This window comes from Rahnella sp. ATs2, from assembly GCF_051851855.1.
Lineage (GTDB): Bacteria > Pseudomonadota > Gammaproteobacteria > Enterobacterales > Enterobacteriaceae > Rahnella > Rahnella variigena.
Map to the genome: position 1 here is coordinate 48,698 of NZ_JBLYPL010000006.1, position 22,603 is coordinate 71,300.

Consider the following 22,603-nt stretch of genomic DNA (forward strand, 5'->3'; position numbering starts at 1 on the left):
TGGAGAATACCAACATGTCTGATGGCTGGAATATTGCGCTGCTTGGCGCAACGGGCGCAGTCGGTGATGCGTTACTGGAATTATTGGCTGATCGTCAGTTCCCGGTTGGTGAGCTCTTCCCGCTGGCAAGTGAGCGCAGCGCCGGTCAGACCGTGCGTTTTAACGGCAAAAGCCTGCGCGTGCAGCAGGCGTCTGAATTCGACTGGTCGCAGGTTCAGCTGGCATTTTTTGTTGCCGGTTCTGAAGCCTCTGCGCTTTATGCCGAAGAAGCGGCAAATCAGGGCTGTCTGGTGATCGACAGCAGCGGTCTGTTCTCCCTTGAACACGACATTCCTCTGGTGGTGCCGGGTGTGAATCCGGATGCGCTGTCGCATTATCGCAACCGCAACATCGTGGCCGTGGCTGACAGCCTGACCAGCCAGTTGCTGACTGCCATTAAACCGCTGACCGAACAGGCCGGTTTGTCCCGTCTGCACGTTACTTCTCTGCTTTCCGTTTCAGCGCTGGGTAAAGCCGCGGTTGACGATCTGGCCGGTCAGAGCGCGCGTCTGCTGAACGGTATTCCGGCAGAAGAAGGTATTTTCAGCAAGCAGCTGGCTTTCAACCTCTTACCGCTGGTGAGCGATGAAGAGGGCAGCGTGCGTCAGGAACGTCGTCTGGTTGATCAGGTACGTAAAGTGTTGCAGGACGAGGGTCTGCCGATTTCCGTCAGCTGTGTGCAGTCGCCGGTATTCTACGGTCATGCGCAGGTGGTGCATCTCGAAGGTCTGCGTCCGCTGTCGGCGGAAGAAGCACGTGCTGAACTTGAGCGCATTGATGACATTAATCTCAGCGATGAAGATGATTTCCCGACTCAGGTCAGCGACGCCTCCGGCAACGCCAATCTGAGCATTGGTTGTATTCGTAATGATTACGGCATTCCTGAGTTGCTGCAATTCTGGTCAGTGGCTGACAACGTTCGTTTCGGCGGCGCGCTGATGGCGGTGGAAACCGCCGAGAAGCTGATTAACGAGTACTGGTACTGATTATGTCCGAAGAAGTTATCGCTGACGTCGGTGCGGCTCCGGTCGCCGGACGTGTGGCGTTAGGCGTTGAATATAATGGCAGCGCGTATTTTGGCTGGCAGCGTCAGCAGGGCGTGGCCAGTGTGCAGGAATGTCTGGAAAAAGCGCTGAGCCGTGTGGCCAATACGCCGATTGTGGTGTTCTGCGCCGGGCGAACTGACGCCGGTGTCAGTGCCACCGGACAGGTGGTGCATTTTGATACGCCGGTTCTGCGTAAAGATGCCGCCTGGACGATGGGTGTAAATACCCATCTGCCAAAGGACATTGCGGTTCGCTGGTGCGCAAACGTGAGCGAGGATTTCCACGCCCGTTTCAGTGCCACCGCCCGCCGGTATCGTTACGTTATTTACAATAACCGCTACCGTTCAGCGATTTTGCACACTGGCGTGACCCATGTGCATATGCCGCTGGACGTGGAAAAAATGCAGCTGGCCGGGCAGGCGTTACTGGGCGAAAACGATTTCACGTCTTTCCGCGCATCTCAATGCCAGTCGCGTACGCCGTGGCGTTATGTCATGCATCTCAACGTCAGCCGTCACGGTAATTACGTGGTGGTGGACATCAAAGCGAATGCCTTTGTGCATCATATGGTGCGCAATATTGTCGGCAGTCTGGTTGAGATTGGTGCGGGCAATCAGCCGGTGGGCTGGATGTCAGAATTGCTGGCGGCGAAAGATCGTAATCTCGCGGCGGCGACGGGCAAGCCTGAAGGTTTGTATCTGGTGTCTGTTGATTATCCTGAGAAATTTGCATTACCTCAGGTGAATATGGGGCCACTGTTCCTGGAAGATTAAGGGACACTTTTAACGTTTATCGCATTAACGTTTATCAATACAGCGTTTTTGACCAGGAAGAGGTGGAGGATCTAATGGGCTTTATTCACTTTGTCATTGATTTCATTTTGCATATTGATGTGCATTTAGCGGAACTGGTTGCGCAGTATGGCATCTGGGTATACGGCATTTTATTCCTGATTTTATTCTGCGAAACGGGTCTGGTGGTCACGCCGTTCCTGCCGGGGGATTCGCTGCTGTTTGTGGCGGGTGCGCTGGCGGCATTACCCAGCAATGATCTCAATGTTCACGTGATGGTCGCACTGATGGCGATTGCGGCGATCGTGGGTGATGCGGTGAATTACACTATCGGTCGGGTATTTGGTGAACGTCTGTTCAGTAATCCGGACTCAAAGATTTTTCGTCGCAGTTATTTGGACAAGACGCACAAGTTTTACGAGAAACATGGCGGCAAAACGATTATTCTTGCGCGCTTCGTGCCGATCGTCCGCACGTTTGCGCCGTTCGTGGCCGGTATGGGACATATGTCCTACCGTCATTTTGCTGCATATAACGTGATTGGTGCGCTGGTTTGGGTGCTGTTATTTACCTATGCTGGCTACCTTTTCGGCGATCTGCCGATTGTTCAGGAAAATCTGAAATTACTGATCGTCGCTATCATCGTAGTGTCAATCCTGCCAGGTGTGGTTGAAATCTGGCGGCACAAACGCGCAGCGGCGAAAGAAAAGCGTCAGCAGGATTAATCTCTGACGATTTTTTGTGCGAGCGCTTTAAAATTTAAGGCATTAAACCTGAGGGTAAGACCAGTTTTTTATCCACAGTGTCTGGCCGTTATGGTTTAATGAGCGACAATTTATGGTCTGTTCCTGCGAACAACCCTTCTGTGGCGCGGTGTGTGAGATTTTTTATCACCCCGCATACAGGCGATTTTGGGTAGGTTTCAGGGGACTTGTTACAGCATGAACAGCGGACTGGCTTCGGCCGGGTTCAAACAGAAAGGTTATCGATGAGCTGGATTGAACGAATTCTTAGTAAGAGCACTGACTCGCAAACCCGTAAGGCAAGCATTCCTGAGGGCGTCTGGACTAAATGCGACAGCTGCGGGCAGGTTCTTTACCGCGCCGAGCTTGAGCGCAACCTCATGGTGTGCCCTAAGTGCGACCACCATATGCGCCTTACCGCGCGTATGCGTCTGTCCACTTTCATGGACGAGGGCAGTGAGGTTGAATTAGGCAGCGAGCTTGAGCCTAAAGATGTTCTGAAGTTTAAAGATTCCAAGAAATATAAAGATCGTCTGGTGGCTGCTCAGAAAGAAACCAACGAAAAAGATGCACTGATCGTCATGAAAGGCACCCTGTACGGTATGCCAATTGTGGTGGCATCTTTTGAATTTGCTTTCATGGGCGGTTCAATGGCTTCTGTTGTGGGTGCGCGTTTCGTACGTGCCGTCGAACAGGCGCTGGAAGATAACTGTCCTCTGGTGTGTTTCTCTGCCAGTGGCGGCGCACGTATGCAGGAAGCGCTGATGTCGCTGATGCAGATGGCGAAAACCAGTGCAGCATTGGCGAAATTACAGGAACGCGGCCTGCCGTACATTTCTGTACTGACTGACCCAACCATGGGCGGTGTGTCTGCCAGTCTGGCGATGTTGGGTGACATTAACGTCGCTGAGCCGAAAGCATTGATCGGTTTCGCCGGTCCACGTGTTATCGAGCAAACCGTACGTGAAAAACTGCCGCCGGGCTTCCAGCGCAGTGAGTTTCTGATCGAGAAAGGTGCGATTGATATGATCGTACGTCGTCCGGATATGCGCGCCAAACTGGGCAGCGTTCTGGCGAAGCTGACCGGACATCCGGAGCCGAATGTGGTTGACGTCCATGTTCCTGTCAACGGTTCTGCCGCTGACAACCAGGACGCCTGATCGAACAGGGTAAAAGCCGGTCAGTGAGTCGGGCGGCCATCTGATGTTGTGCCGCCCGCTGTTTCTTTGCAAAACAGGCAGCCCGTGCTTTTACTCTGTCGGTGAATTCTGACAAAGAGGGCATTGCCTGCTTTCACAGTCTGGTGATGTAGTGTCGAAGTGAACCTGATAAGGTTGAACGGGACTCATGCAAAATCAACTTATTCCCCAAGCCACGTCGCCTTTGGCCACGTGGCTTTATTATCTCGAACATCTCCATTCTCAGGCCATAGAGCTTGGCCTTGACCGGGTCAGAGCGGTTGCCGAAAAACTCGATTTACTGACTCCTGCGCCGCGTGTTTTCACCGTAGCCGGAACCAACGGTAAAGGCACGACCTGCGCGACACTTGAATCTGTCCTGATGGCTGCCGGATACCGTGTGGGTGTTTACAGTTCCCCGCATCTGGTGCGTTATACCGAGCGTGTGCGTATTCAGGGCGAAGAGTTGCCGGAATCTGCGCACTGCGAATCTTTTGCGGTACTCGAAGCCGGGCGGGGCGATATTTCTCTGACCTATTTCGAATATGGCACATTGTCGGCATTGCATCTGTTTAAACAGGCTAAGCTGGATGTGGTTATCCTTGAAGTCGGTCTGGGCGGGCGTCTGGATGCGACCAATATTGTTGATGCCAGCGTGTCTGTCGTCACCAGTATTGCCCTCGATCACACTGACTGGCTGGGTTCTGACCGTGAAAGCATTGGTCGCGAAAAGGCCGGAATTTTCCGTGCTGGTAAACCTGCTGTAGTCGGTGAGCCGGATATGCCTCAATCTATTGCTGACGTCGCACAGGAAAAACAGTCTGATTTATACCGCCGCGGTGTGAACTGGCATTTTTCTGCTGATGCAGGATGCTGGCGCTGGGCGGCACTCGACGCCGGTAAAGAAGTGAATATTCTGGATGCTTTGCCGTTGCCTAATGTGCCGCTGGCGAATGCGGCGACCGCGCTGGCAGCACTGCATTATTCCGGTCTGAATGTTCCTGAAGCCGCACTCCGCAGCGGCTTACAGCGCGCTGCGCTGCCGGGGCGTTTCCAGACGGTGAGTGAGTCGCCGCGACTCATACTGGATGTCGCACACAACCCGCATGCCGCCGCTTATCTGGCTGGACGCCTGGCTGAACAGCCACGTAATGGCGGCAAGGTGCGCGCCGTCGTCGGAATGTTGAAAGACAAAGATATTGCCGGTACGCTGGCTTGTCTGTCGCCTCAGGTCGATGAATGGTATTGCGCACCGCTGGAAGGCCCGCGCGGTGCCAGCGTTGCCGAACTGACGGTACATTTACCTCAGGCACGCCCATTTGATGATGTGGAGTCTGCCTGGAGACAGGCTATGCAGGAGGCGGCTCCTCAGGATATTGTGATTGTCTGCGGCTCGTTTCATACCGTAGCTCACGTAATGGATGCTATAGACACGGGGAAAACCAGTGGCAAGTAAGTTTCAAAATCGTCTGGTCGGGACCATTATTCTGGTGGCGCTGGGCGTCATCATTCTGCCCGGTTTACTCGACGGCAAGAAAAAGCATTACGAAGACGAATTTGCGTCGATTCCCCTGGTGCCAAAACCGGGTGATGTTGAGGAACAGGATTCGGTGCCTCCGGTAACGCAATCGCTGCCTGCTCAGCCACCGGAAGGGGCAGATCAGTCCATGACGGGCGGGCAGAACACTGACAGTTCTGCCAACAACACCAACGCCGCCAATCATGGCAATGTGGCACCGGGTAATACCACGGTGGAATCGCAGCCGCCGGTCACCACGATACCTGAACAGAAAAAACCGGTGCAGACGGCTCCGGTCAAACCTGTACAGCAGAAGCCGAAAACGATTGAGCCTAAGCCGATGGTGGAAGCAAAACCGACGGTAAAACCTAAACCTGTTGAACAGCCGAAGCCGGTTGAGCAGCCTAAAGCGGTTGCCGAGCAGCCAAAACCTGTTGAGCAACCTAAACCTGCGGCGGAAGAGAAAGCACCGGCAGGGCAGTCGTATGTTGTGCAGTTGGGTGCGCTGAAGAACGCCGCGAAAGCCAATGAGATTGTGGCCAATCTGCGGTTGTCTGGTTTCCGTGCTTACACAGTGCCTGCAACACCGGTACAGGGGCAGATCACGCGCCTGTATGTGGGGCCTGATGCATCGAAGCAGAAACTTGAAGCGTCACTTCCGCAATTGCAACAGCTGAGCGGATTAGGCGGGCAGGTTCGGGCATACAGCGCTCACTGACCCTGCGCACTTGAAGCCGCAGCTGTGTTCGCTGCAATCGAGGACCCGAATCACTGACTAATGTCAGCTCATCGGGATCCTCTCATTTGCTGCCTTGCTACAACTCCAATTGCCTGGGTCTGATAATGATAAATACCACGGAGGGCACAAGCGATTTGTGCCCTTTTTCTATAAGATCCTCTGGTTGGGTTTTTATAGGTTTATGCTGCGATTGAGGTTTTTTTAATCGCTATTATTAATTTGTCTGGCCGGCAGATTTCCCCTACGCAAACGTTTTCTTTTTCTGTTAGAATTCGCCGCGAACTGGATGCCGGGGTAGACGTGACTGGATTAGACACTGGAATAGTTAATGGTCTGGATTGATTACGTCATTATTGCGGTTATCGGATTTTCTGCTTTAGTCAGTTTGATCCGTGGTTTTGTTCGCGAGGCTTTATCGCTGGTAACCTGGGCTTGCGCCTTCTTTGTTGCCAGCCATTATTACCCTTATCTCGCCATCTACTTCACGCGTTTCGAAGATGAGTTAGTTCGAAACGGGATCGCAATTGCCATCTTGTTCATCGCGACGTTGATCGTAGGTGCAATTGTCAACTATGTGATCAGTTCGCTGGTGGAAAAAACCGGTTTGTCCGGCACTGACAGGGTGTTAGGTGTGTGCTTCGGCGCACTGCGCGGGGTGTTAATCGTCTCTGCGATGCTGTTCTTCCTGGATACCTTCACCAGTTTTTCACAAAGTGAAGACTGGAAACAATCCCAGTTGATCCCACAATTCAGTTATATCATCAGGTGGTTCTTTGACTACCTGCAGAGCACGTCGAGTTTCTTGCCAAAACATATTTAGTTCTGGCAGCGCTGAAGAGGAAAAGACAACATGTGCGGTATTGTCGGTATCGCCGGTTTCATGCCGGTAAACCAGTCGATTTATGACGCGTTAACGGTGTTACAACACCGTGGGCAGGATGCCGCAGGCATCGTCACCATTGATGCCAATAATAACTTCCGTTTACGGAAAGCGAATGGCCTGGTGAAGGATGTTTTCGAAGCCCGCCATATGCAACGCTTACAGGGCAACATGGGTATTGGCCATGTGCGCTACCCAACGGCTGGCAGTTCCAGCGCTTCAGAAGCTCAACCTTTTTACGTCAACTCTCCGTTCGGCATCACCCTTGCGCATAACGGTAACCTGACCAATGCTCACGAATTGCGAAGCAACCTGTTCGAAGGTCAGCGCCGCCATGTGAACACCACTTCCGATTCTGAAATCCTGCTCAATATCCTGGCGAGTGAACTGGATCGTTTCCAGCATTACCCGCTGGAAGCCGATAACATTTTCGCTGCGGTTGCCGCGGTGAATTTGAAAATCCGTGGCGCTTACGCCTGTGTGGCGATGATCATCGGTCACGGCATGCTGGCGTTCCGTGACCCGCACGGTATCCGTCCGCTGGTTATCGGTAAGCGTACGCTGGAAGGTGGCCGTAATGAGTACATGGTGGCATCTGAAAGTGTGGCACTCGATACATTAGGTTTTGAGTTCCTGCGTGACGTTGCGCCAGGCGAAGCGGTGTACATCACCGAAAAAGGCCAGCTCTACACCCGCATGTGTGCTGAAAATCCTCAGTACAATCCGTGCCTGTTCGAGTACGTGTATTTCGCGCGTCCTGACTCCTTCATCGACAAGATTTCCGTCTACAGCGCCCGTGTTCGTATGGGTGAAAAGCTGGGCGCGAAAATTGCCCGTGAATGGGAAGATCTGGACATCGACGTGGTCATTCCTATCCCGGAAACCTCCTGCGATATCGCGCTGGAAATCGCCCGTATCCTGAATAAACCGTACCGCCAGGGTTTTGTGAAAAACCGCTACGTGGGCCGTACCTTTATCATGCCGGGACAGCAGGAACGTCGTAAATCGGTACGCCGTAAACTGAATGCCAACCGTGCTGAATTCCGCGATAAAAACGTGCTGCTGGTGGATGACTCCATCGTGCGCGGCACCACCTCTCAGCAGATTGTTGAGATGGCGCGTGAAGCGGGTGCGAGACGTGTTTATCTGGCGTCAGCGGCGCCGGAAATTCGTTTCCCGAACGTCTACGGTATCGATATGCCAAGTGCCAATGAACTGATTGCGCATGGCCGTGAAGTCAGCGAAATCAATCAGATGATTGGTGCTGATGCGTTGATTTTCCAGGATCTGAGCGACCTGATCGCCGCAGTGAAAGAAGACAATACCGACATCGAGAAATTTGAATGTTCAGTCTTCGACGGTGTTTACGTCACTAAAGACGTTGACCAGAACTATCTGGAATACCTCGAAGCCCTGCGTAACGACGATGCTCAGGCATTGCGTGGTCAGCAGGAAGCTGAAAACCTTGAGATGCACAACGAAGGCTGATTAGCCGGTTGCTGACATCCGCATAAACGCGTCCCTCCGGTGAACAACCGGGCGGGCGCGTTTTTTTATGTCTGGATTTATGTCAGTATTGGCAGCATAAGGTCTGGTAACATTTTCTAAGGCAGTGTTCATGAAACGACTTATCGTCGGTATTTCCGGCGCCAGCGGCGCAATTTATGGTGTCAGGCTTTTGCAGGTATTGCAGAGCGTGCCTGATATCGAAACTCATCTGGTGATGAGCAATGCCGCCCGCCAGACGCTGACCCTGGAAACCGATCTCTCCCTGCGCGATGTGCAGGCGCTGGCAGATGTGGTGCATGATTCACGTGATATCGCTGCCAGCATTTCTTCCGGCTCATTCAAAACAGCAGGTATGGTGATTTTACCCTGCTCAATCAAAACGCTTTCCGGTATCGTGAACAGTTACACCGACGGCCTGCTGACCCGTGCAGCGGACGTGGTGCTTAAAGAACGCCGCCGTCTGGTGTTATGCGTGCGTGAAACGCCGCTGCATCTCGGGCATTTACGACTCATGACCCAGGCCGCTGAGCTAGGCGCTATTATTATGCCGCCGGTTCCGGCGTTTTATCACCGCCCGACATCTGTCGAAGATATTATCGATCAGACTGTAAACCGGGTGATTGATCAGTTTGATATTGAGCTCCCTGAAGACTTATTTGTTCGATGGCAGGGCAGTCGTTAATCTTTCTTCTCCCAATCCGCACTCATTTCGCGCAGTTCGGTTACATTGCACCAACAATGATCACAAATTGATTCATTAAGGTGCAGTGTTCGCCACCCCTTCAGCTATTCTTTCTTCAGACCTTTGAAAACTTTCATTATCCCGATGCTTTTTTGACCGGTTTTCGTTCTCTCACAGCGGAAAGTGGCTATGCTGAGAAACGGCACGAAAAGTGCATGAGAAAATCTGGCAAAAAGCCATTTGCATCGTTCAGCAAACTATAAAAAGACGTTCATTCACGCACACACAACCACAACAGATGAATAATCACTGAGGCTAATGTATGAAAAAGTTGTTCAAGGTTCTTCCGCTGGTTCTGGTCTTAGCCAGTGCAGGTAGTGCATTTGCTGCCGCGCCTAAAGCAATTAATATCGGTACTGATCCGACTTACGCCCCATTTGAATCAAAAGACTCCAGCGGCAAGCTGGTTGGCTTTGATATCGACCTGGCTAACGAAATGTGTAAACGTGCAGCCATCAAATGTACTTATGTTGAAAGTGATTTCGATGCACTGATCCCTTCCCTGAAAGCCAAAAAAATTGATGCGATTATTTCCTCATTATCCATCACTGAAAAACGTCAGCTGGAAATTGATTTCACTGAAAAACTATATGCCGCTAACGCCCGTCTTATCGCGCCTAAAGGCTCCAAAATTCTGCCTACTCTGGATGCCCTGAAAGGCAAAAACGTTGGCGTATTGCAGGGTTCCACTCAGGAAGCCTATGCCAACGCACAATGGCAGCCAAAAGGCATCAACGTAGTGGCTTACCAGAACCAGGATCTGATTTATGCAGATCTGGCATCTGGTCGCCTGGACGCAGCATTTCAGGATGAAGTGGCAGGCAGCGAAGGCTTCCTGAAACAGTCTGCGGGCAAAGACTATGCGTTTGCAGGCCCTTCAGTGAAAGACGATAAATTCTTTGGCGTGGGCACCGGCATGGGTCTGCGCAAGAATGAAACCGACCTGAAAGACGCACTGAACAAGGCGTTTGACAGCATGCGTAAAGACGGGACTTACGACAAACTGGCGAAAAAATACTTCGATTTTGACGTTTACGGCGGCTGATTTGCGCTGTGAGATGAGCCAAAGGGAGCGGTTTGCCGCTCCCTGCGGTTCTGACGCAGGTTGCCGTTTTGCCTGCGCAGGGATCCATTAAAGACAGGAAAAAACCATGCTGTATGGGTATTCCCAGGTAATTATCCAGGGCACGTTGGTGACACTGGAGCTGGCGATTTCGTCAGTTATTTTAGCGCTGGTGATAGGGCTTATCGGGGCTGGTGGGAAACTGTCGAAGAGCCGGATTATTTCTGGTTTTTTTGGTTGCTATACCACGCTTATCCGCGGCGTACCTGATCTGGTATTGATGTTATTAATTTTTTACGGTTTGCAGATTGCTCTCAACAGCCTGACCGAATCCATCGGCATGTCGCAGATTGATATCGACCCGATGAGCGCCGGTATCATCACGCTGGGCTTTATTTACGGCGCTTATTTCACAGAGACGTTCCGTGGCGCGTTTATGGCGGTTCCGCGCGGGCAAATCGAAGCGGCGACCGCATTTGGTTTCAGCGGCTCACAAATTTTCCGTCGAATTCTGTTCCCGGCCATGATGCGTTTTGCGCTGCCGGGTATTGCCAACAACTGGCAGGTTATCCTCAAAGCCACTGCGCTGGTGTCATTGCTCGGTCTGAATGACGTGGTCAAAGCCACGCAGCTGGCCGGTAAAGGCACGTATCAGCCGTTCTACTTTGCGATTGTAGCGGGTGTGGTTTATCTGATTTTCACCACGCTGTCGAACGGCGTGCTGGTATGGCTTGATCGCCGTTATTCGCTGGGTGTGAAGAGGGCTGATCTATGATCGAGATTTTACAACAGTACGGAATGTCCCTGCTCTACAGCGACGGCTACCGTTTCACCGGTCTGGCGATCACCCTGTGGTTACTGATCAGCTCCGTCGTTATCGGCGGGTTACTGGCAGTGCCGATGGCCGTGGGGCGCGTGTCTTCCAACAAATTCATCCGCTACCCGATCTGGTTGTATACCTACGTTTTCCGCGGAACACCGCTGTATGTCCAGTTGCTGGTGTTTTATTCCGGGATGTACAGCCTGGAAATCGTGCGTGGCACAGACTTTCTCAATGCCTTCTTCCGCAGCGGACTGAACTGTACGATTCTGGCGCTGACGCTCAATACCTGCGCGTACACCACCGAGATTTTTGCCGGTGCGATCCGTTCTGTTCCGCACGGTGAAATTGAAGCGGCCAATGCCTACGGATTCTCACGCTTTAAACTGTATACCTGCATTATTTTGCCGTCGGCATTACGCACAGCGCTGCCTGCATACAGTAATGAAGTCATTCTGATGCTGCATTCCACCGCGCTGGCGTTTACCGCCACGGTACCGGACGTGCTGAAAATCGCCCGCGACATCAACTCGGCGACCTATCAGCCGTTTTATGCTTTCGGGATCGCAGCAGTGATTTATCTTTGTGTTTCTTTTGTCCTGATTGGTCTGTTCCGCAAGGCGGAAAAACGCTGGCTGGCGCATGTTAAGCCTCAGTCTGCCCATTAAAAAAGCCAACCAATAATTATTGCGGATAAAAACTATGCCAGAAAACAAATTAGCGGTTCTCGATCTCCACAAGCGCTATGGCGACCATGAAGTGCTGAAAGGCGTTTCTTTGTCTGCCAATGCGGGTGATGTGATCAGTATTATCGGCTCATCAGGATCCGGAAAAAGTACCTTCCTGCGCTGCATTAACTTTCTTGAGAAACCAAGCGAAGGTTCGATCAGCGTCAATAATCAGGATATCCGCATGGTGCGCGACACCGACGGTCAGCTGAAAGTGTTTGATAAAAAACAGCTGCAACTGCTGCGTACCAAACTGACGATGGTGTTCCAGCATTTCAACCTGTGGAGTCACATGACGGTGCTGGAAAACGTTATGGAAGCGCCGGTGCAGGTGCTGGGGTTAAGCAAAGCGGAAGCGCGTGAACGTGCGGTGAAGTATCTCGATAAAGTGGGCATTGACGCCCGCGCACAGGGTAAGTATCCGGTGAATTTGTCAGGTGGTCAGCAACAGCGCGTGTCTATTGCCCGTGCGCTGGCGATGGAACCGGAAGTGCTGTTGTTTGATGAACCGACTTCCGCGCTCGATCCTGAACTGGTTGGCGAAGTGCTGCGTATTATGCAAAAACTGGCAGAGGAGGGGAAAACCATGGTGGTGGTAACGCATGAAATGGAGTTTGCCCGTCATGTCTCCAGCCACGTTATTTTCCTGCATCAGGGCGTGATTGAAGAGCAGGGCGATCCTTCCGAAGTCTTTGGCAGACCGAAAAGTGCCCGCCTGCAACAGTTCCTTTCAGGTGCGTTGAAGTAACATCCGTACGCTCCTCCCCTTCACAGGGGGAGGAGCAAGATAAAAAGCGAGTCGAATCAACCTTTCGCTGCCAGCAGGCAAAGCTGAACGGTGAGTTCATAGGATTTCACAAATGAATTCACCGGCAGGAACTCGAATTTCGAGTGGAAATTATGCGCGCCGGTAAAGTAGTTCGGCGTCAGTAAACCTTTGGCTGACAGCGCTGCACCGTCGGTGCCGCCGCGCATCGGGATCACTTTTGGCTCAACGCCGATCTCTTTCAAACCTGCAAAGATCAGATCAATCGCCCGGCGATCTTCACCGATGGCGCTGCTGATATTGCTGTAGGTGTCACTGATCTCAACCGAGACTTTCGCCGTCGGATACTGCGCGGCAATCTCTTTCGCGACATCATGAATTTTTTGCTTACGTGCTGCAAAACTGGCGCTGTCGAAATCACGAATGGAGGCTTTCAGTTCAGCGCCTTGCTGCGACGCGCTCATGCCATTGAACCAGACATAACCTTCCCGGCCTTCGGTGTTTTCAGGCGTTTCTGCACGGTCAAAATGACTGATGAAATCCTGTGCCATCAGCAGCGGATTCACCAGCACGTCTTTTGCTGACATCGGATGCGCGGTTACGCCGGTAAAGGTGATTTCCGCCGCCGCTGCGTTAAAGTTTTCGTAAACTACTTCCCCGAGTTCGCAGCAGTCGATGGTGTAAGCGAAATCCACATCGAAGCGCGCAAGATCCAGCGCCTTGGCGCCGCGCAGTCCGATTTCTTCGTCCGGCACAAACGCCACCACGATATCGCCGTATTCCTGCTCAGCAGTCAGGTTTTCCAGCAATGTCATCACAACAGTCACCGCCGCTTTGTTATCCGCACCCAGCACGCTGGTGCCGTCGCTGAAAATAATGTCTTCGCCTTTGTACGGCAGGATTTCAGGGCGCTCGGCAGGGCGCAGCCAGATATCTTTTTCACTATTGAGGCACACATCTTCGCCGGTAAAACGCAACGTCTGCGGGTGAATGTCCGGGCGCAGGCCGACATCCACGGTATCAATATGCGTGATGAAACCGATGCGCGGACCACCTTTTTTGGTACCGGATTTCACTGCTGTCACTGTCGCGTATTCGTCGATCTGAATGTTTTCCAGACCGAGCTGGTGCAGCTCATCGGCCAGTAAGCGCGCCATATCGTGCTGGCCTGGTGTGCTTGGCAGAGTGGTCGCGCTGGCATCACTTTGTGATGTTACGGAGAGATAGCGGTAGAAACGTTCGGTAAGCTGTTTTGCGATTGTTGTCGACATCTTGACCTCTGAATGTGCGCAAATATTGTTCCCTGTTATAAGATTTTCATATATAACAAAGTATTACTACGTGTTATCCAGATGTTAATCTGTTTTTGCTTTATGTTCCACGATGAAGAAGATTTAAACACTCTCCGGACAGGGAAAAAGGGAAAATAATGAAACACAACATATTAAAAATAAGCACAGGTTTACTGGCGCTGGCCATCACAGGTGGCGTTTCTGCAAAAACGCTGGTGTATTGTTCTGAAGGTTCGCCTGAGCAATTCAACCCGCAACTTTACACCTCTGGCACCTCTGTGGATGCCAGCGCGGCGCCAATTTATAACCGTCTGGTGGATTTTAAAATCGGTACCACGGAGCTGATCCCTAGCCTGGCGGAAAGCTGGGATGTCAGTGCGGACGGTAAAACCTATACCTTCCATTTGCGCAAGGGCGTGAAATTCCAAAGCAACAAACTGTTCAAGCCGACGCGCGACTTCAACGCCGACGACGTGATCTTCTCGTTCATGCGCCAGAAAGACGAAAATAACCCGTACCATAAAATTTCCGGCGGCACATACCTGAACTTCGACAGCCTGAAAATGGGTGACCTTATCGGCAGCATTGATAAGGTGGATGACTACACTGTCCGCTTCAATCTGACCCGTCCGGAAGCGCCATTCGTGGCGGATCTGGCGTGGTATTTCGCATCGATTCTCTCTGCGGAATATGCCGATCAGATGCTTAAAGCCGGCACGCCGGAAAAGGTCGATCAGGATCCTGTCGGAACCGGCCCGTTCGAGCTGATGCAATACCAGAAAGACACGCGTCTGCTGTACAAGGCGTTCCCTGAATACTGGCAGGGCAAATCTAAGATTGACCGTCTGGTGTATACCATCACGCCTGATGCTTCGATGCGTCTTGCTAAACTTGAGAAAAACGAGTGTCAGGTGATGCCGTTCCCGAATCCGGCCGATCTTGAACGTATGCGTGCAAATAAAGACATCAATCTGATGAGCAAGGCTGGCCTTAACACCGGTTTCCTCTCGTTCAACACGCAGAAAGCGCCACTGGATAATGTGAAAGTACGGCAGGCACTGACCATGGCGATTAACAAACCGCAAATCATCGAAGCGGTATTCCATGGCACCGGAACCGTCGCCAAAACGCTGCTGCCGACGGGTGTCTGGAGTTACAACGACAAGCTGGTGGATTACGATTATTCACCGGAGAAAGCCAAAGCCTTGCTGGCCGAAGCGGGAATGCCGAACGGTTTTGATATCGACTTGTGGGCGATGCCGGTTCAGCGTCCCTATAATCCGAATGCCCGTCGCATGGCGGAGATGATCCAGGCGGACTGGGCGAAAATCGGTGTGAAAGCGCACATCGTCAGTTACGAATGGGGCGAATATCAGACCCGTATCCGTAACGGTGAGCACATGGCAGCGCTGATGGGCTGGACGACGGCGAACGGTGACCCGGATAACTTCTTCGGTCCGCTGTTTACCTGTAATGCAGCGAAGGGCGGTTCGAACTCAGCCAAATGGTGTTACGCACCGTTCGATAAGCTGATTACCGAAGCGAAAGAAACCACCGATCATGCAAAACGCGTCGCACTTTACGAGCAGGCGCAGCAGATGATGCACGATCAGGCCCCTGCGGTGATGATTGCCCACTCGACCATTTTCGAACCGGTCCGCAAAGAAGTGACCGGCTATGAAGTGGATCCGTTTGGGAAACATGTTTTTTATCAGGTGGATGTGAAGGAGTAGAACCTGAGGGGGGGAATTGAATTGTGGACGTTTCGGTTTCTCAATAACAGTTCTCACACGAGATATTTCGCCGAAACCGAGCAGAGGGGAAAGGCTTTTCCCCTCTGCACTCCCCTCGCTTTTTCACTGCGCGCTGTCGCTGGAACGAAGGACATGTTCTGATCGTTCTGAGTGTGGCGCAAAATGTCATCGCTCCGCGATTCCCTCATTTCAGGCTTCGAGCCATAGGTCTCGAACCGTTCATTCGGTGCCATTTTTGAGCTCGCCAATCAACATTTCTAAAAGATAAAACCTCTCTGTTTTTGAATTTAAGAACGTGCGGGCGATTCAGAAATCTTGCTGAACGGAGCGGCCTGAAGACCAAGGCTTCAGGACCGAGAGAAGGCACCGCGCAGCGGCAAGATTTCCAGCCTGTCGCAGTGATAGCTGAAACATAGCCAGCGAGCGAAGCGCTTGTTGAAAAAGCGAGGAGGAATCCAAAGGAGGAAAAGCACTTTCCTCCTTTGGGCGGTTTCGGTGCAGAAAGTTAAGTAATCTCAGTTATTAAGAAACCGAAACATCCCCCCCGATCAGTTTTTAAAAAGCGCCAGTACCGCGCCATTGTACCTATGAGAAGCCGAAACATCCCCATCTGGTTGAGCAGGGTGAAGGGCTGCAAGACCCTTCACGCCAGCAAATCCTCCAGTGCTTCCTTCAATTCCTGATGCTTAAATTCAAACCCTGCGGCTTCCAGTCTGCGTGGCACGGCTCGCTGACCTCCCAGCACCAGCACCGCTGATTCACCCATCAGCAAACGAACCACAGGCGCAGGTGCGCGCATAAACGCCGGACGGTGGAGGACTTGCCCGAGCAGGGCGCTGAATTGTTCATTACGTGCCGGATAAGGCGATACCATATTGAACGGCCCTGAGAGCGTTTCGTGGGCGAGGAGGAAAAGGATCCCGTCAATCATGTCATTGATGTGGATCCACGGCATATATTGCTGACCATCGCCGATCGGGCCACCGAGACCGGCGCGGAAGGGCAGCACTATTTTTGCCAGCGCACCGCCTTTTTCGGCCAGTACGATCCCGGTTCGCAGCAGACAAACTCGCGTGGACGGGCTTTGTGCGGACATTGCCAGGGCTTCCCAGCGGGCGCACAGTTGCCAGGTAAATTGCTTGTTCGGCGGCTCATCTTCCGGCACCAGCGCCTGCCCCTGATCGCCGTAATACCCGACCGCTGAACCGGAAATGAAGACTGAAGGTGGCGTCTGACTGGCATTAATCAGCGTCGCCAGTTTTTCAGTGAGCTGCCAGCGGCTTTCACATAACCGGGCTTTGTGTTCTTTCGTCCAGCGTTTGTCCGCGATCGGCTCACCGGCAAGGTTGATGACGGCGTCGAAACCGTCGAGGGTGGTTTTGCCTTCCAGCGTTTCCCATACCTGAACCTGCGAGCCTAACAGCTTCGCCGCTCGTTCAGGGGCGCGGCTCAGTGCGGTAATCTGATGAGATTGTTCAAGAAGTCGCCCGGTGAGTTTTCGACCGATGAGCCCGGTTGCGCCGGTTATCAGGACTTTCATATCGTGATCCTTAACTGTCTGAATTCGCGGATGAACTGCCTATAATCATAGATGAGTCACCGCCATTAACTCGCGATATGGAGCACAATTAAGTGTTTTTATTTTGCAGAAGGGAAAACACCTCCGGCAAAGTACGGAGGCATCGGGGCGGATTATGCCTGCGCCAACGCATAGGCTTTTTGCGTCGCCGGGCGGCTTTTCACCCGCTCAAACCAGTTGCGCACGGCAGGAAACTCCGCCAGATCAACGCGCTGGCGCTCATGCGCCACCACCCACGGGTAAGTGGCAATATCAGCAACGCTGTAATTCTCGCCCGCGATATAGGCATTTTTCTCCAGCTGGCGGTTCAGCACCCCATACAACCGCCGGGTTTCCTGCAGGAAACGTTCGATGGCATAAGGCACAGGCTGCGGGGCGTAGTGGGTGAAATGATGATTCTGACCCAGCATCGGGCCAAATCCGGCAACCTGCCAGGTCAGCCATTGCAGTGTGATCGTTCTTTCGCGCAGTTCCTGGCTGAGGAATTTGCCGGTTTTTTCTGCCAGATATTGCAAAATTGCGCCAGACTCAAAGACGCTGAGCGGTGCGCCGCCATCCACGGGTTGATTATCAACAATGGCCGGGATTTTATTGTTGGGAGAAATGGCCAGGAATTCAGGCCTGAATTGCTCTCCGGCGCTCATATCAATTCGATACAGCCGGTAGGGCAGCCCACTCTCTTCAAGAAAAAGAGAAATTTTGTGACCGTTGGGTGTGGGTGCGTAATAGAGATCGATCATATTGCCTCCTGCGTTTTAATCAGACTCCGCGACTTGCGGGGCGGGATGCGCCAATGGGGGATTGATAATCACAAACTTTATATCCTGAGTAATAGGTTATCATAATGCATATGAACGGCTGTCTATGTCAGAGTTGTCTGATGGCGAACTTTGTGGGCTGACATAACTTTTACGGTGTATCTGCGCACCCATAGCTATTGAAGCAACCCAGCAGACCCAATAGAATCTCCGGACATTATCGACGTGTTGCAAAATCACAGCGCGCAGACTTATTGCGCACAGACCAGCGCTTAAAAGAGAAGGTTCCAGCGGATGTCAGAACAAGAGCAAAACATCAGTACGGATGAGTGGGTTGATATCGTCAACGAAGATAACGAAGTCATTGCCCAGGCCAGCCGACAACAAATGCGCGCTCAGGTCCTGCGTCACCGTGCCAGCTATATCGTGGTTCATGACGGCATGGGAAACATTTTGATTCAGCGCCGGACTGAAACCAAAGATTTCTACCCTGGCTGGCTGGATGCAACGGCTGGTGGCGTGGTGCAAAGCGGTGAAAATATTCTGGATTCAGCGCGTCGTGAAGCCGAAGAAGAGTTAGGCATTGCCGGTGTGCCTTTTGCTGAGCACGGTCAGTTCTACTTCGAGGAAGAGAACAAATGCCGCGTCTGGGGCGCACTGTTCAGTTGCGTATCTCATGGCCCGTTCGCGTTGCAGGAAGAAGAAATCGACGCAGTGCGCTGGATGACTCCGGAAGAAATCACTGCCCGCTGTGATGAATTTACGCCTGATTCTCTGAAAGCACTGTCATTGTGGATGACGCGCAATAACGAGAAAGAACACGGTAAGCCTCTTACGCGTGAAGAAGCAACACCGGCGGTGGAAAGTGTGAAAGCTAATGAAGATTCGTCGACCGAAGACGATATCTGATCGGCATCTCGCGGGCGATATACTATCGCCCGTGGTTTTTTAGCAACTGTCCCGCTTGCACAATGACGATGCGATCGTCACCTCTTCCCATTCCTCATCGTTAATCCTCGCCAGTAGCGCCTGTGCCGCACGCACCCCGATTTCCTTATGCGGAATAGCAATGGTGGTCAGCGGTGGCTGACAGACTTTGCTGACGTCCGAATTACCAAAACCGACCACAGCCAGATCGTCCGGCACTTTGATTCTTCTGCGCTGACATTCATACAGCGCACCGCAGGCGAGATCGTCTGACACACATACCAGCGCGTCGAGTTCAGGCCAGGCCAGCAGAAACTCAGGCAGTTGCTGGGCTCCGGTAGAAAAACAGGCAGGTTCCGCGGCATTAATCACCCGGTGCGGCGACATGTGCGCTTTCAGCATCGCTTTTCGCCAGCCCTGCAAATGCTGCTGGAAAATCCACTGTTCCTGATTAGCGCACAGCATGCCGATGTTCTGGTAACCCTTTGCCACCACGGTCTGCGTCAGCTGAAACATCGCCTCGACGTAATCAATACCAATATTCATGTCGATAGGTGAATCGGTCAGCGCACCGATTTCCAGAACCGGAATGGTCAGATTATCAAGCCATTGCCTGACATTCGCGGAGTGCTCGACGGAAAGCAAAATAGCCGCTGCCAGATTGTAAGACAGCAGCGTTTCCAGCAGCTTTTCCTCACGCTCCATCCGGTGCTGGGACTCGGCCAGCATGATCTGGTATCCCGCCGGTTGCAGCACTTTCTGCAATCCGGCAAACATCTCCGCGCAGCCAGATTCAGACAGGCTGGGCACAATCATCGCAATGGTATTGGACGAGGCAGAAGCCAGTGAACTCGCGGCCTGATTAGGCAGATAACCCAGCTGACTGACGGCTTCTTCGATTTTTTCCCGCAGCTTGTCGGAAACCTGCTCCGGCGTTCGCAGCGCGCGGGAAACGGTCATGCTGCCTACGCCGGCCAGCTGCGCGACATCCGCTAGTGTGACTCTTCCGGTACTGCGTCTTTTCTTGTTAATGGACATTCACGATCCTGACCTTAACTGCGCATCTTGCGCACAATGTATACCTGCTGGCATAACGAAAAAGCGGGCCGCAGCAGGACCGGCATAACGGGAACTACGGCAGAATTCGGTAAATTATCGGCAATTTCCTGACAAAGTATACCGTTATTTGTGACAGCCGCTGGCCGGTGATACCGCAGCGCGATTATTTTTGATAGCGCTATCACAGATCTCAATGATAGAAGTTTGGTAGCGCTATCTTTGTGAGTTATATCACAGATGTTAACGCTACCGCTGAAGTAGAGTCTGGATCGTTGGTGCGGTCTGGGGGAAATTTGACCGGCCATCTTCAAAAATATAACGGAGCATCACTATGCTGAATGATTGGCTGACATCTGAACGAATTCAGATCAGAACGGATATCACGGACTGGCGGCAGGCAGTGGAAGTGAGCGCTGAGCCACTGCTGAAAGAAGGGACAATTACCCCGGATTACCTGACCGCAATTTTTGCGCAGCGGGAAAAGCTGGGGCCGTATTTTGTTCTGGCACCGGGCATCGCCATGCCACACGCCAGACCGGAAGAGGGAGCTAATGGACTGGGGTTATCGCTGCTGACGTTACCGCAGGGGGTGAAATTTAATTCAGAGGATAACGATCCCGTGTATACGGTCGTCATGTTGTCCGCACCTGATAAGCACAGTCATATTGAGCTAATTTCTGAGCTGGCTGAATTATTTTCCAGTGATGAAGATATGCAGAAAATCCATCAGGCGAAAAGCATCAGTGAAATACAGGATGTGATTTCCCACTATTAATTTGAGTTAATACCGTCACAGGGAAGATCATTCCAATCAGGAAATATAAACAGTCAGAGGCCTGAATACGGGCAACTGATACGCTATGTTACGCATTCAAAAACAGATAAAGAACAGGTGAATAAAATGAAAATTATGGCGATTTGCGGTTCCGGTTTAGGCAGCAGCTTTATGGTTGAAATGAACATTAAAAAAGTGCTGAAGAAACTGAATATTCAGGCGGATGTTCAGCACTCTGATTTGTCTTCTGCCATTCCCGGTGAAGCTGACCTGTTCGTGATGGCGAAAGACATCGCTGCCAGCGCCAGCATCCCGGAAAATCAGTTAGTGGTGATCACTAACATTATTGATATCAATGAACTTGAAACCAAACTGATTGCGCATTTTGAAAAACATCCAGTGTCCTGACGTCACTGAATAACCCTACAAATAAAACAAATAGACAAACGAGGTGGATATGTTTATCCAGGAAACGCTCAAGTTTGTGGTTGATATATTAAAAGTACCTTCCGTACTGGTGGGGCTTATCGCATTAATCGGCCTGGTCGCGCAAAAGAAAAACTTTTCTGATGTGGTCAAAGGGACCGTAAAAACAATACTGGGCTTTTTAGTATTGGGCGGTGGTGCCACGGTATTAGTCGGCTCTCTTAATCCATTAGGCGGTATGTTTGAACACGCCTTTAATATCCAGGGTATTATTCCAAATAACGAAGCCATTGTTTCCATCGCGCTGGAGAAATTCGGTGCGCCGACCGCTTTAATCATGGCGTTCGGTATGGTGGCAAACCTGATTGTGGCGCGTTTCACCCGACTGAAATATGTCTTCCTGACCGGACATCACACGTTCTATATGGCCTGTATGATCAGCGTCATTCTGACCGTTGCCGGTTTTGAAGGGGTTGCTCTGGTCTTCACCGGTTCCCTGACGCTCGGCCTTATCATGGCGTTCTTCCCGGCGCTGGCGCAGCGTTATATGCGCAAAATCACCGGCAGCGATGACGTGGCGTTCGGCCATTTCGGCACCATCGGTTACGTCTTATCAGGCTGGATCGGCAGTAAAGTTGGCAAAGGTTCACGTTCTACGGAAGAAATGAATCTGCCGAAAAACCTGAGCTTCCTGCGCGACAGTTCCATTTCAATCTCCCTCACCATGATCATTATCTATCTGATCATGGCGGTGTTCGCCGGTCAGGTCTTTGTTGAAGCGACCTACAGCGCGGGCCAGAACTATCTGGTGTACGCCATCATCATGGCGATTACCTTTGCGGCGGGTGTGTTCATCATTCTGCAGGGTGTGCGTCTGATCCTCGCAGAAATTGTCCCGGCATTCGTCGGCTTCTCTGAAAAACTGGTGCCAAATGCCCGTCCGGCTCTGGACTGTCCGGTGGTTTATCCGTACGCACCAAATGCTGTGCTGATTGGCTTCCTGTTCAGTTTCCTCGGCGGTCTGGTCGGCCTGTTCCTGTTAGGGCAAATGCATCTGGTGCTGATCCTGCCGGGCGTGGTGCCGCACTTCTTCACTGGTGCAACAGCGGGTGTGTTCGGTAATGCGACCGGCGGACGTCGTGGCGCGATGGTCGGAGCGTTTGCTAACGGCATACTGATTACCTTCCTGCCGGTTCTGTTGTTGCCGGTGCTGGGTGCGCTGGGCTTTGCCAACGCAACGTTCTCTGACGCGGACTTCGGCGTTATCGGCATCCTGCTGGGCAATCTGGCGCGCTTCATGTCGAAGGAAGGCATCATGGCGCTGATCGTCGGTATCTTCGCGGTACTGGTTGCCTGGAACTATCTCGGTAAAAAACCGGTAGCTGAGAAAGAAGTCACTGAGAAGTAAATCCCTGCATCACACCGTTTTTTAACGAATACGTTTTGTAAGACCATCCGGGAAACACTGTC

General features: G+C 52.1%; 22 protein-coding genes. 18 read left to right on the forward strand and 4 right to left on the reverse strand.

Annotation, left to right across the window (positions count from 1 at the left end):
* The first annotated feature begins 14 nt into the window (after positions 1 to 14).
* The 13 genes from ACJY2G_RS07530 to hisP all read left to right on the forward strand — a co-directional run bounded on the left by ACJY2G_RS07530 (position 15) and on the right by hisP (position 12,545).
* Positions 15 to 1,025: an aspartate-semialdehyde dehydrogenase gene (locus ACJY2G_RS07530; RefSeq protein WP_112287110.1), complete on the forward strand. Its 1,011-nt coding sequence runs from the start codon at positions 15 to 17 to the stop codon at positions 1,023 to 1,025.
* Positions 1,026 to 1,027: 2 nt separating this feature from the next.
* On the forward strand, positions 1,028 to 1,858 hold the full coding sequence (gene truA / locus ACJY2G_RS07535) for a tRNA pseudouridine(38-40) synthase TruA (RefSeq protein WP_430319278.1): 831 nt from the start codon (positions 1,028 to 1,030) through the stop codon (positions 1,856 to 1,858).
* A 74-nt stretch (positions 1,859 to 1,932) separates the two neighbouring features.
* A complete protein-coding gene (locus ACJY2G_RS07540) occupies positions 1,933 to 2,601 on the forward strand; it encodes a DedA family protein (RefSeq protein ID WP_112287108.1) in 669 nt (222 codons plus the stop codon).
* Positions 2,602 to 2,864: 263 nt separating this feature from the next.
* On the forward strand, positions 2,865 to 3,779 hold the full coding sequence (accD, locus tag ACJY2G_RS07545) for an acetyl-CoA carboxylase, carboxyltransferase subunit beta (protein ID WP_113877028.1): 915 nt from the start codon (positions 2,865 to 2,867) through the stop codon (positions 3,777 to 3,779).
* Between the two features lie 187 nt (positions 3,780 to 3,966).
* Positions 3,967 to 5,253, forward strand: a complete 1,287-nt coding sequence (gene folC, locus ACJY2G_RS07550) for a bifunctional tetrahydrofolate synthase/dihydrofolate synthase (protein ID WP_430319277.1) — start codon at positions 3,967 to 3,969, stop codon at positions 5,251 to 5,253.
* The gene (dedD, locus tag ACJY2G_RS07555; protein ID WP_430319276.1) at positions 5,243 to 6,034 is read left to right on the forward strand and encodes a cell division protein DedD; all 792 of its coding nucleotides are present in this window, start codon (positions 5,243 to 5,245) and stop codon (positions 6,032 to 6,034) included. The genes folC and dedD overlap by 11 nt, the downstream gene beginning before the upstream one ends.
* A 349-nt stretch (positions 6,035 to 6,383) precedes the next feature.
* Complete coding sequence (gene cvpA / locus ACJY2G_RS07560; protein WP_112288114.1) at positions 6,384 to 6,875, forward strand: colicin V production protein; 492 nt, start codon at positions 6,384 to 6,386, stop codon at positions 6,873 to 6,875.
* Positions 6,876 to 6,905: 30 nt separating this feature from the next.
* Entirely contained in the window at positions 6,906 to 8,423 is a 1,518-nt protein-coding gene (gene purF, locus ACJY2G_RS07565; protein ID WP_112288115.1) for an amidophosphoribosyltransferase, read from the forward strand.
* 130 nt (positions 8,424 to 8,553) lie between these two features.
* Positions 8,554 to 9,126 carry a UbiX family flavin prenyltransferase gene (locus ACJY2G_RS07570; RefSeq protein WP_426785724.1) on the forward strand — a complete coding sequence of 191 codons (573 nt, stop codon included), beginning with the start codon at positions 8,554 to 8,556 and terminating at the stop codon, positions 9,124 to 9,126.
* A 322-nt stretch (positions 9,127 to 9,448) separates the two neighbouring features.
* Entirely contained in the window at positions 9,449 to 10,231 is a 783-nt protein-coding gene (locus ACJY2G_RS07575; protein ID WP_120162080.1) for a lysine/arginine/ornithine ABC transporter substrate-binding protein, read from the forward strand.
* A gap of 106 nt (positions 10,232 to 10,337) precedes the next feature.
* Positions 10,338 to 11,024, forward strand: coding sequence for a histidine ABC transporter permease HisQ (locus ACJY2G_RS07580; protein WP_112288118.1), 687 nt, complete (start codon positions 10,338 to 10,340; stop codon positions 11,022 to 11,024).
* Positions 11,021 to 11,737: an ABC transporter permease gene (locus ACJY2G_RS07585; RefSeq protein WP_112288119.1), complete on the forward strand. Its 717-nt coding sequence runs from the start codon at positions 11,021 to 11,023 to the stop codon at positions 11,735 to 11,737. The genes ACJY2G_RS07580 and ACJY2G_RS07585 overlap by 4 nt, the downstream gene beginning before the upstream one ends.
* Before the next feature lie 34 nt (positions 11,738 to 11,771).
* Positions 11,772 to 12,545 (forward strand): histidine ABC transporter ATP-binding protein HisP, encoded by a 774-nt coding sequence (gene hisP, locus ACJY2G_RS07590; RefSeq protein ID WP_113877034.1) that lies wholly within the window; start codon positions 11,772 to 11,774, stop codon positions 12,543 to 12,545.
* A 56-nt stretch (positions 12,546 to 12,601) separates the two neighbouring features.
* On the opposite strand, the gene pepT is transcribed toward hisP, so the two are convergent.
* Positions 12,602 to 13,834 carry a peptidase T gene (pepT, locus tag ACJY2G_RS07595; RefSeq protein WP_430319275.1) on the reverse strand — a complete coding sequence of 411 codons (1,233 nt, stop codon included), beginning with the start codon at positions 13,832 to 13,834 and terminating at the stop codon, positions 12,602 to 12,604.
* A gap of 158 nt (positions 13,835 to 13,992) precedes the next feature.
* On the opposite strand from pepT, the gene ACJY2G_RS07600 reads away from it, so the two are divergent.
* Positions 13,993 to 15,588, forward strand: a complete 1,596-nt coding sequence (locus ACJY2G_RS07600; protein WP_129639054.1) for an ABC transporter substrate-binding protein — start codon at positions 13,993 to 13,995, stop codon at positions 15,586 to 15,588.
* 664 nt (positions 15,589 to 16,252) lie between these two features.
* Here ACJY2G_RS07600 and ACJY2G_RS07605 read toward each other — a convergent pair.
* Together ACJY2G_RS07605 and yfcG are read right to left on the reverse strand one after the other, a co-directional pair.
* Positions 16,253 to 17,149 (reverse strand): TIGR01777 family oxidoreductase, encoded by an 897-nt coding sequence (locus ACJY2G_RS07605; protein ID WP_120162076.1) that lies wholly within the window; start codon positions 17,147 to 17,149, stop codon positions 16,253 to 16,255.
* Positions 17,150 to 17,301: 152 nt separating this feature from the next.
* Positions 17,302 to 17,928 carry a GSH-dependent disulfide bond oxidoreductase gene (yfcG, locus tag ACJY2G_RS07610; protein WP_430319274.1) on the reverse strand — a complete coding sequence of 209 codons (627 nt, stop codon included), beginning with the start codon at positions 17,926 to 17,928 and terminating at the stop codon, positions 17,302 to 17,304.
* A 312-nt stretch (positions 17,929 to 18,240) separates the two neighbouring features.
* On the opposite strand from yfcG, the gene yfcD reads away from it, so the two are divergent.
* Entirely contained in the window at positions 18,241 to 18,855 is a 615-nt protein-coding gene (gene yfcD, locus ACJY2G_RS07615; RefSeq protein ID WP_112289900.1) for an NUDIX hydrolase YfcD, read from the forward strand.
* Positions 18,856 to 18,894: 39 nt separating this feature from the next.
* On the opposite strand, the gene ACJY2G_RS07620 is transcribed toward yfcD, so the two are convergent.
* Complete coding sequence (locus ACJY2G_RS07620) at positions 18,895 to 19,911, reverse strand: LacI family DNA-binding transcriptional regulator (RefSeq protein WP_113877039.1); 1,017 nt, start codon at positions 19,909 to 19,911, stop codon at positions 18,895 to 18,897.
* 352 nt (positions 19,912 to 20,263) lie between these two features.
* Between ACJY2G_RS07620 and ACJY2G_RS07625 the strand changes: the two genes are divergently transcribed.
* The 3 genes from ACJY2G_RS07625 (at position 20,264) to ACJY2G_RS07635 (ending at position 22,541) form a co-directional block, all read left to right on the forward strand.
* Entirely contained in the window at positions 20,264 to 20,707 is a 444-nt protein-coding gene (locus ACJY2G_RS07625) for a PTS sugar transporter subunit IIA (protein WP_430319273.1), read from the forward strand.
* A 126-nt stretch (positions 20,708 to 20,833) separates the two neighbouring features.
* The gene (locus tag ACJY2G_RS07630; RefSeq protein ID WP_013574575.1) at positions 20,834 to 21,115 is read left to right on the forward strand and encodes a PTS sugar transporter subunit IIB; all 282 of its coding nucleotides are present in this window, start codon (positions 20,834 to 20,836) and stop codon (positions 21,113 to 21,115) included.
* Positions 21,116 to 21,164: 49 nt separating this feature from the next.
* Complete coding sequence (locus ACJY2G_RS07635) at positions 21,165 to 22,541, forward strand: PTS ascorbate transporter subunit IIC (protein WP_120162072.1); 1,377 nt, start codon at positions 21,165 to 21,167, stop codon at positions 22,539 to 22,541.
* Positions 22,542 to 22,603: the final 62 nt, after the last annotated feature.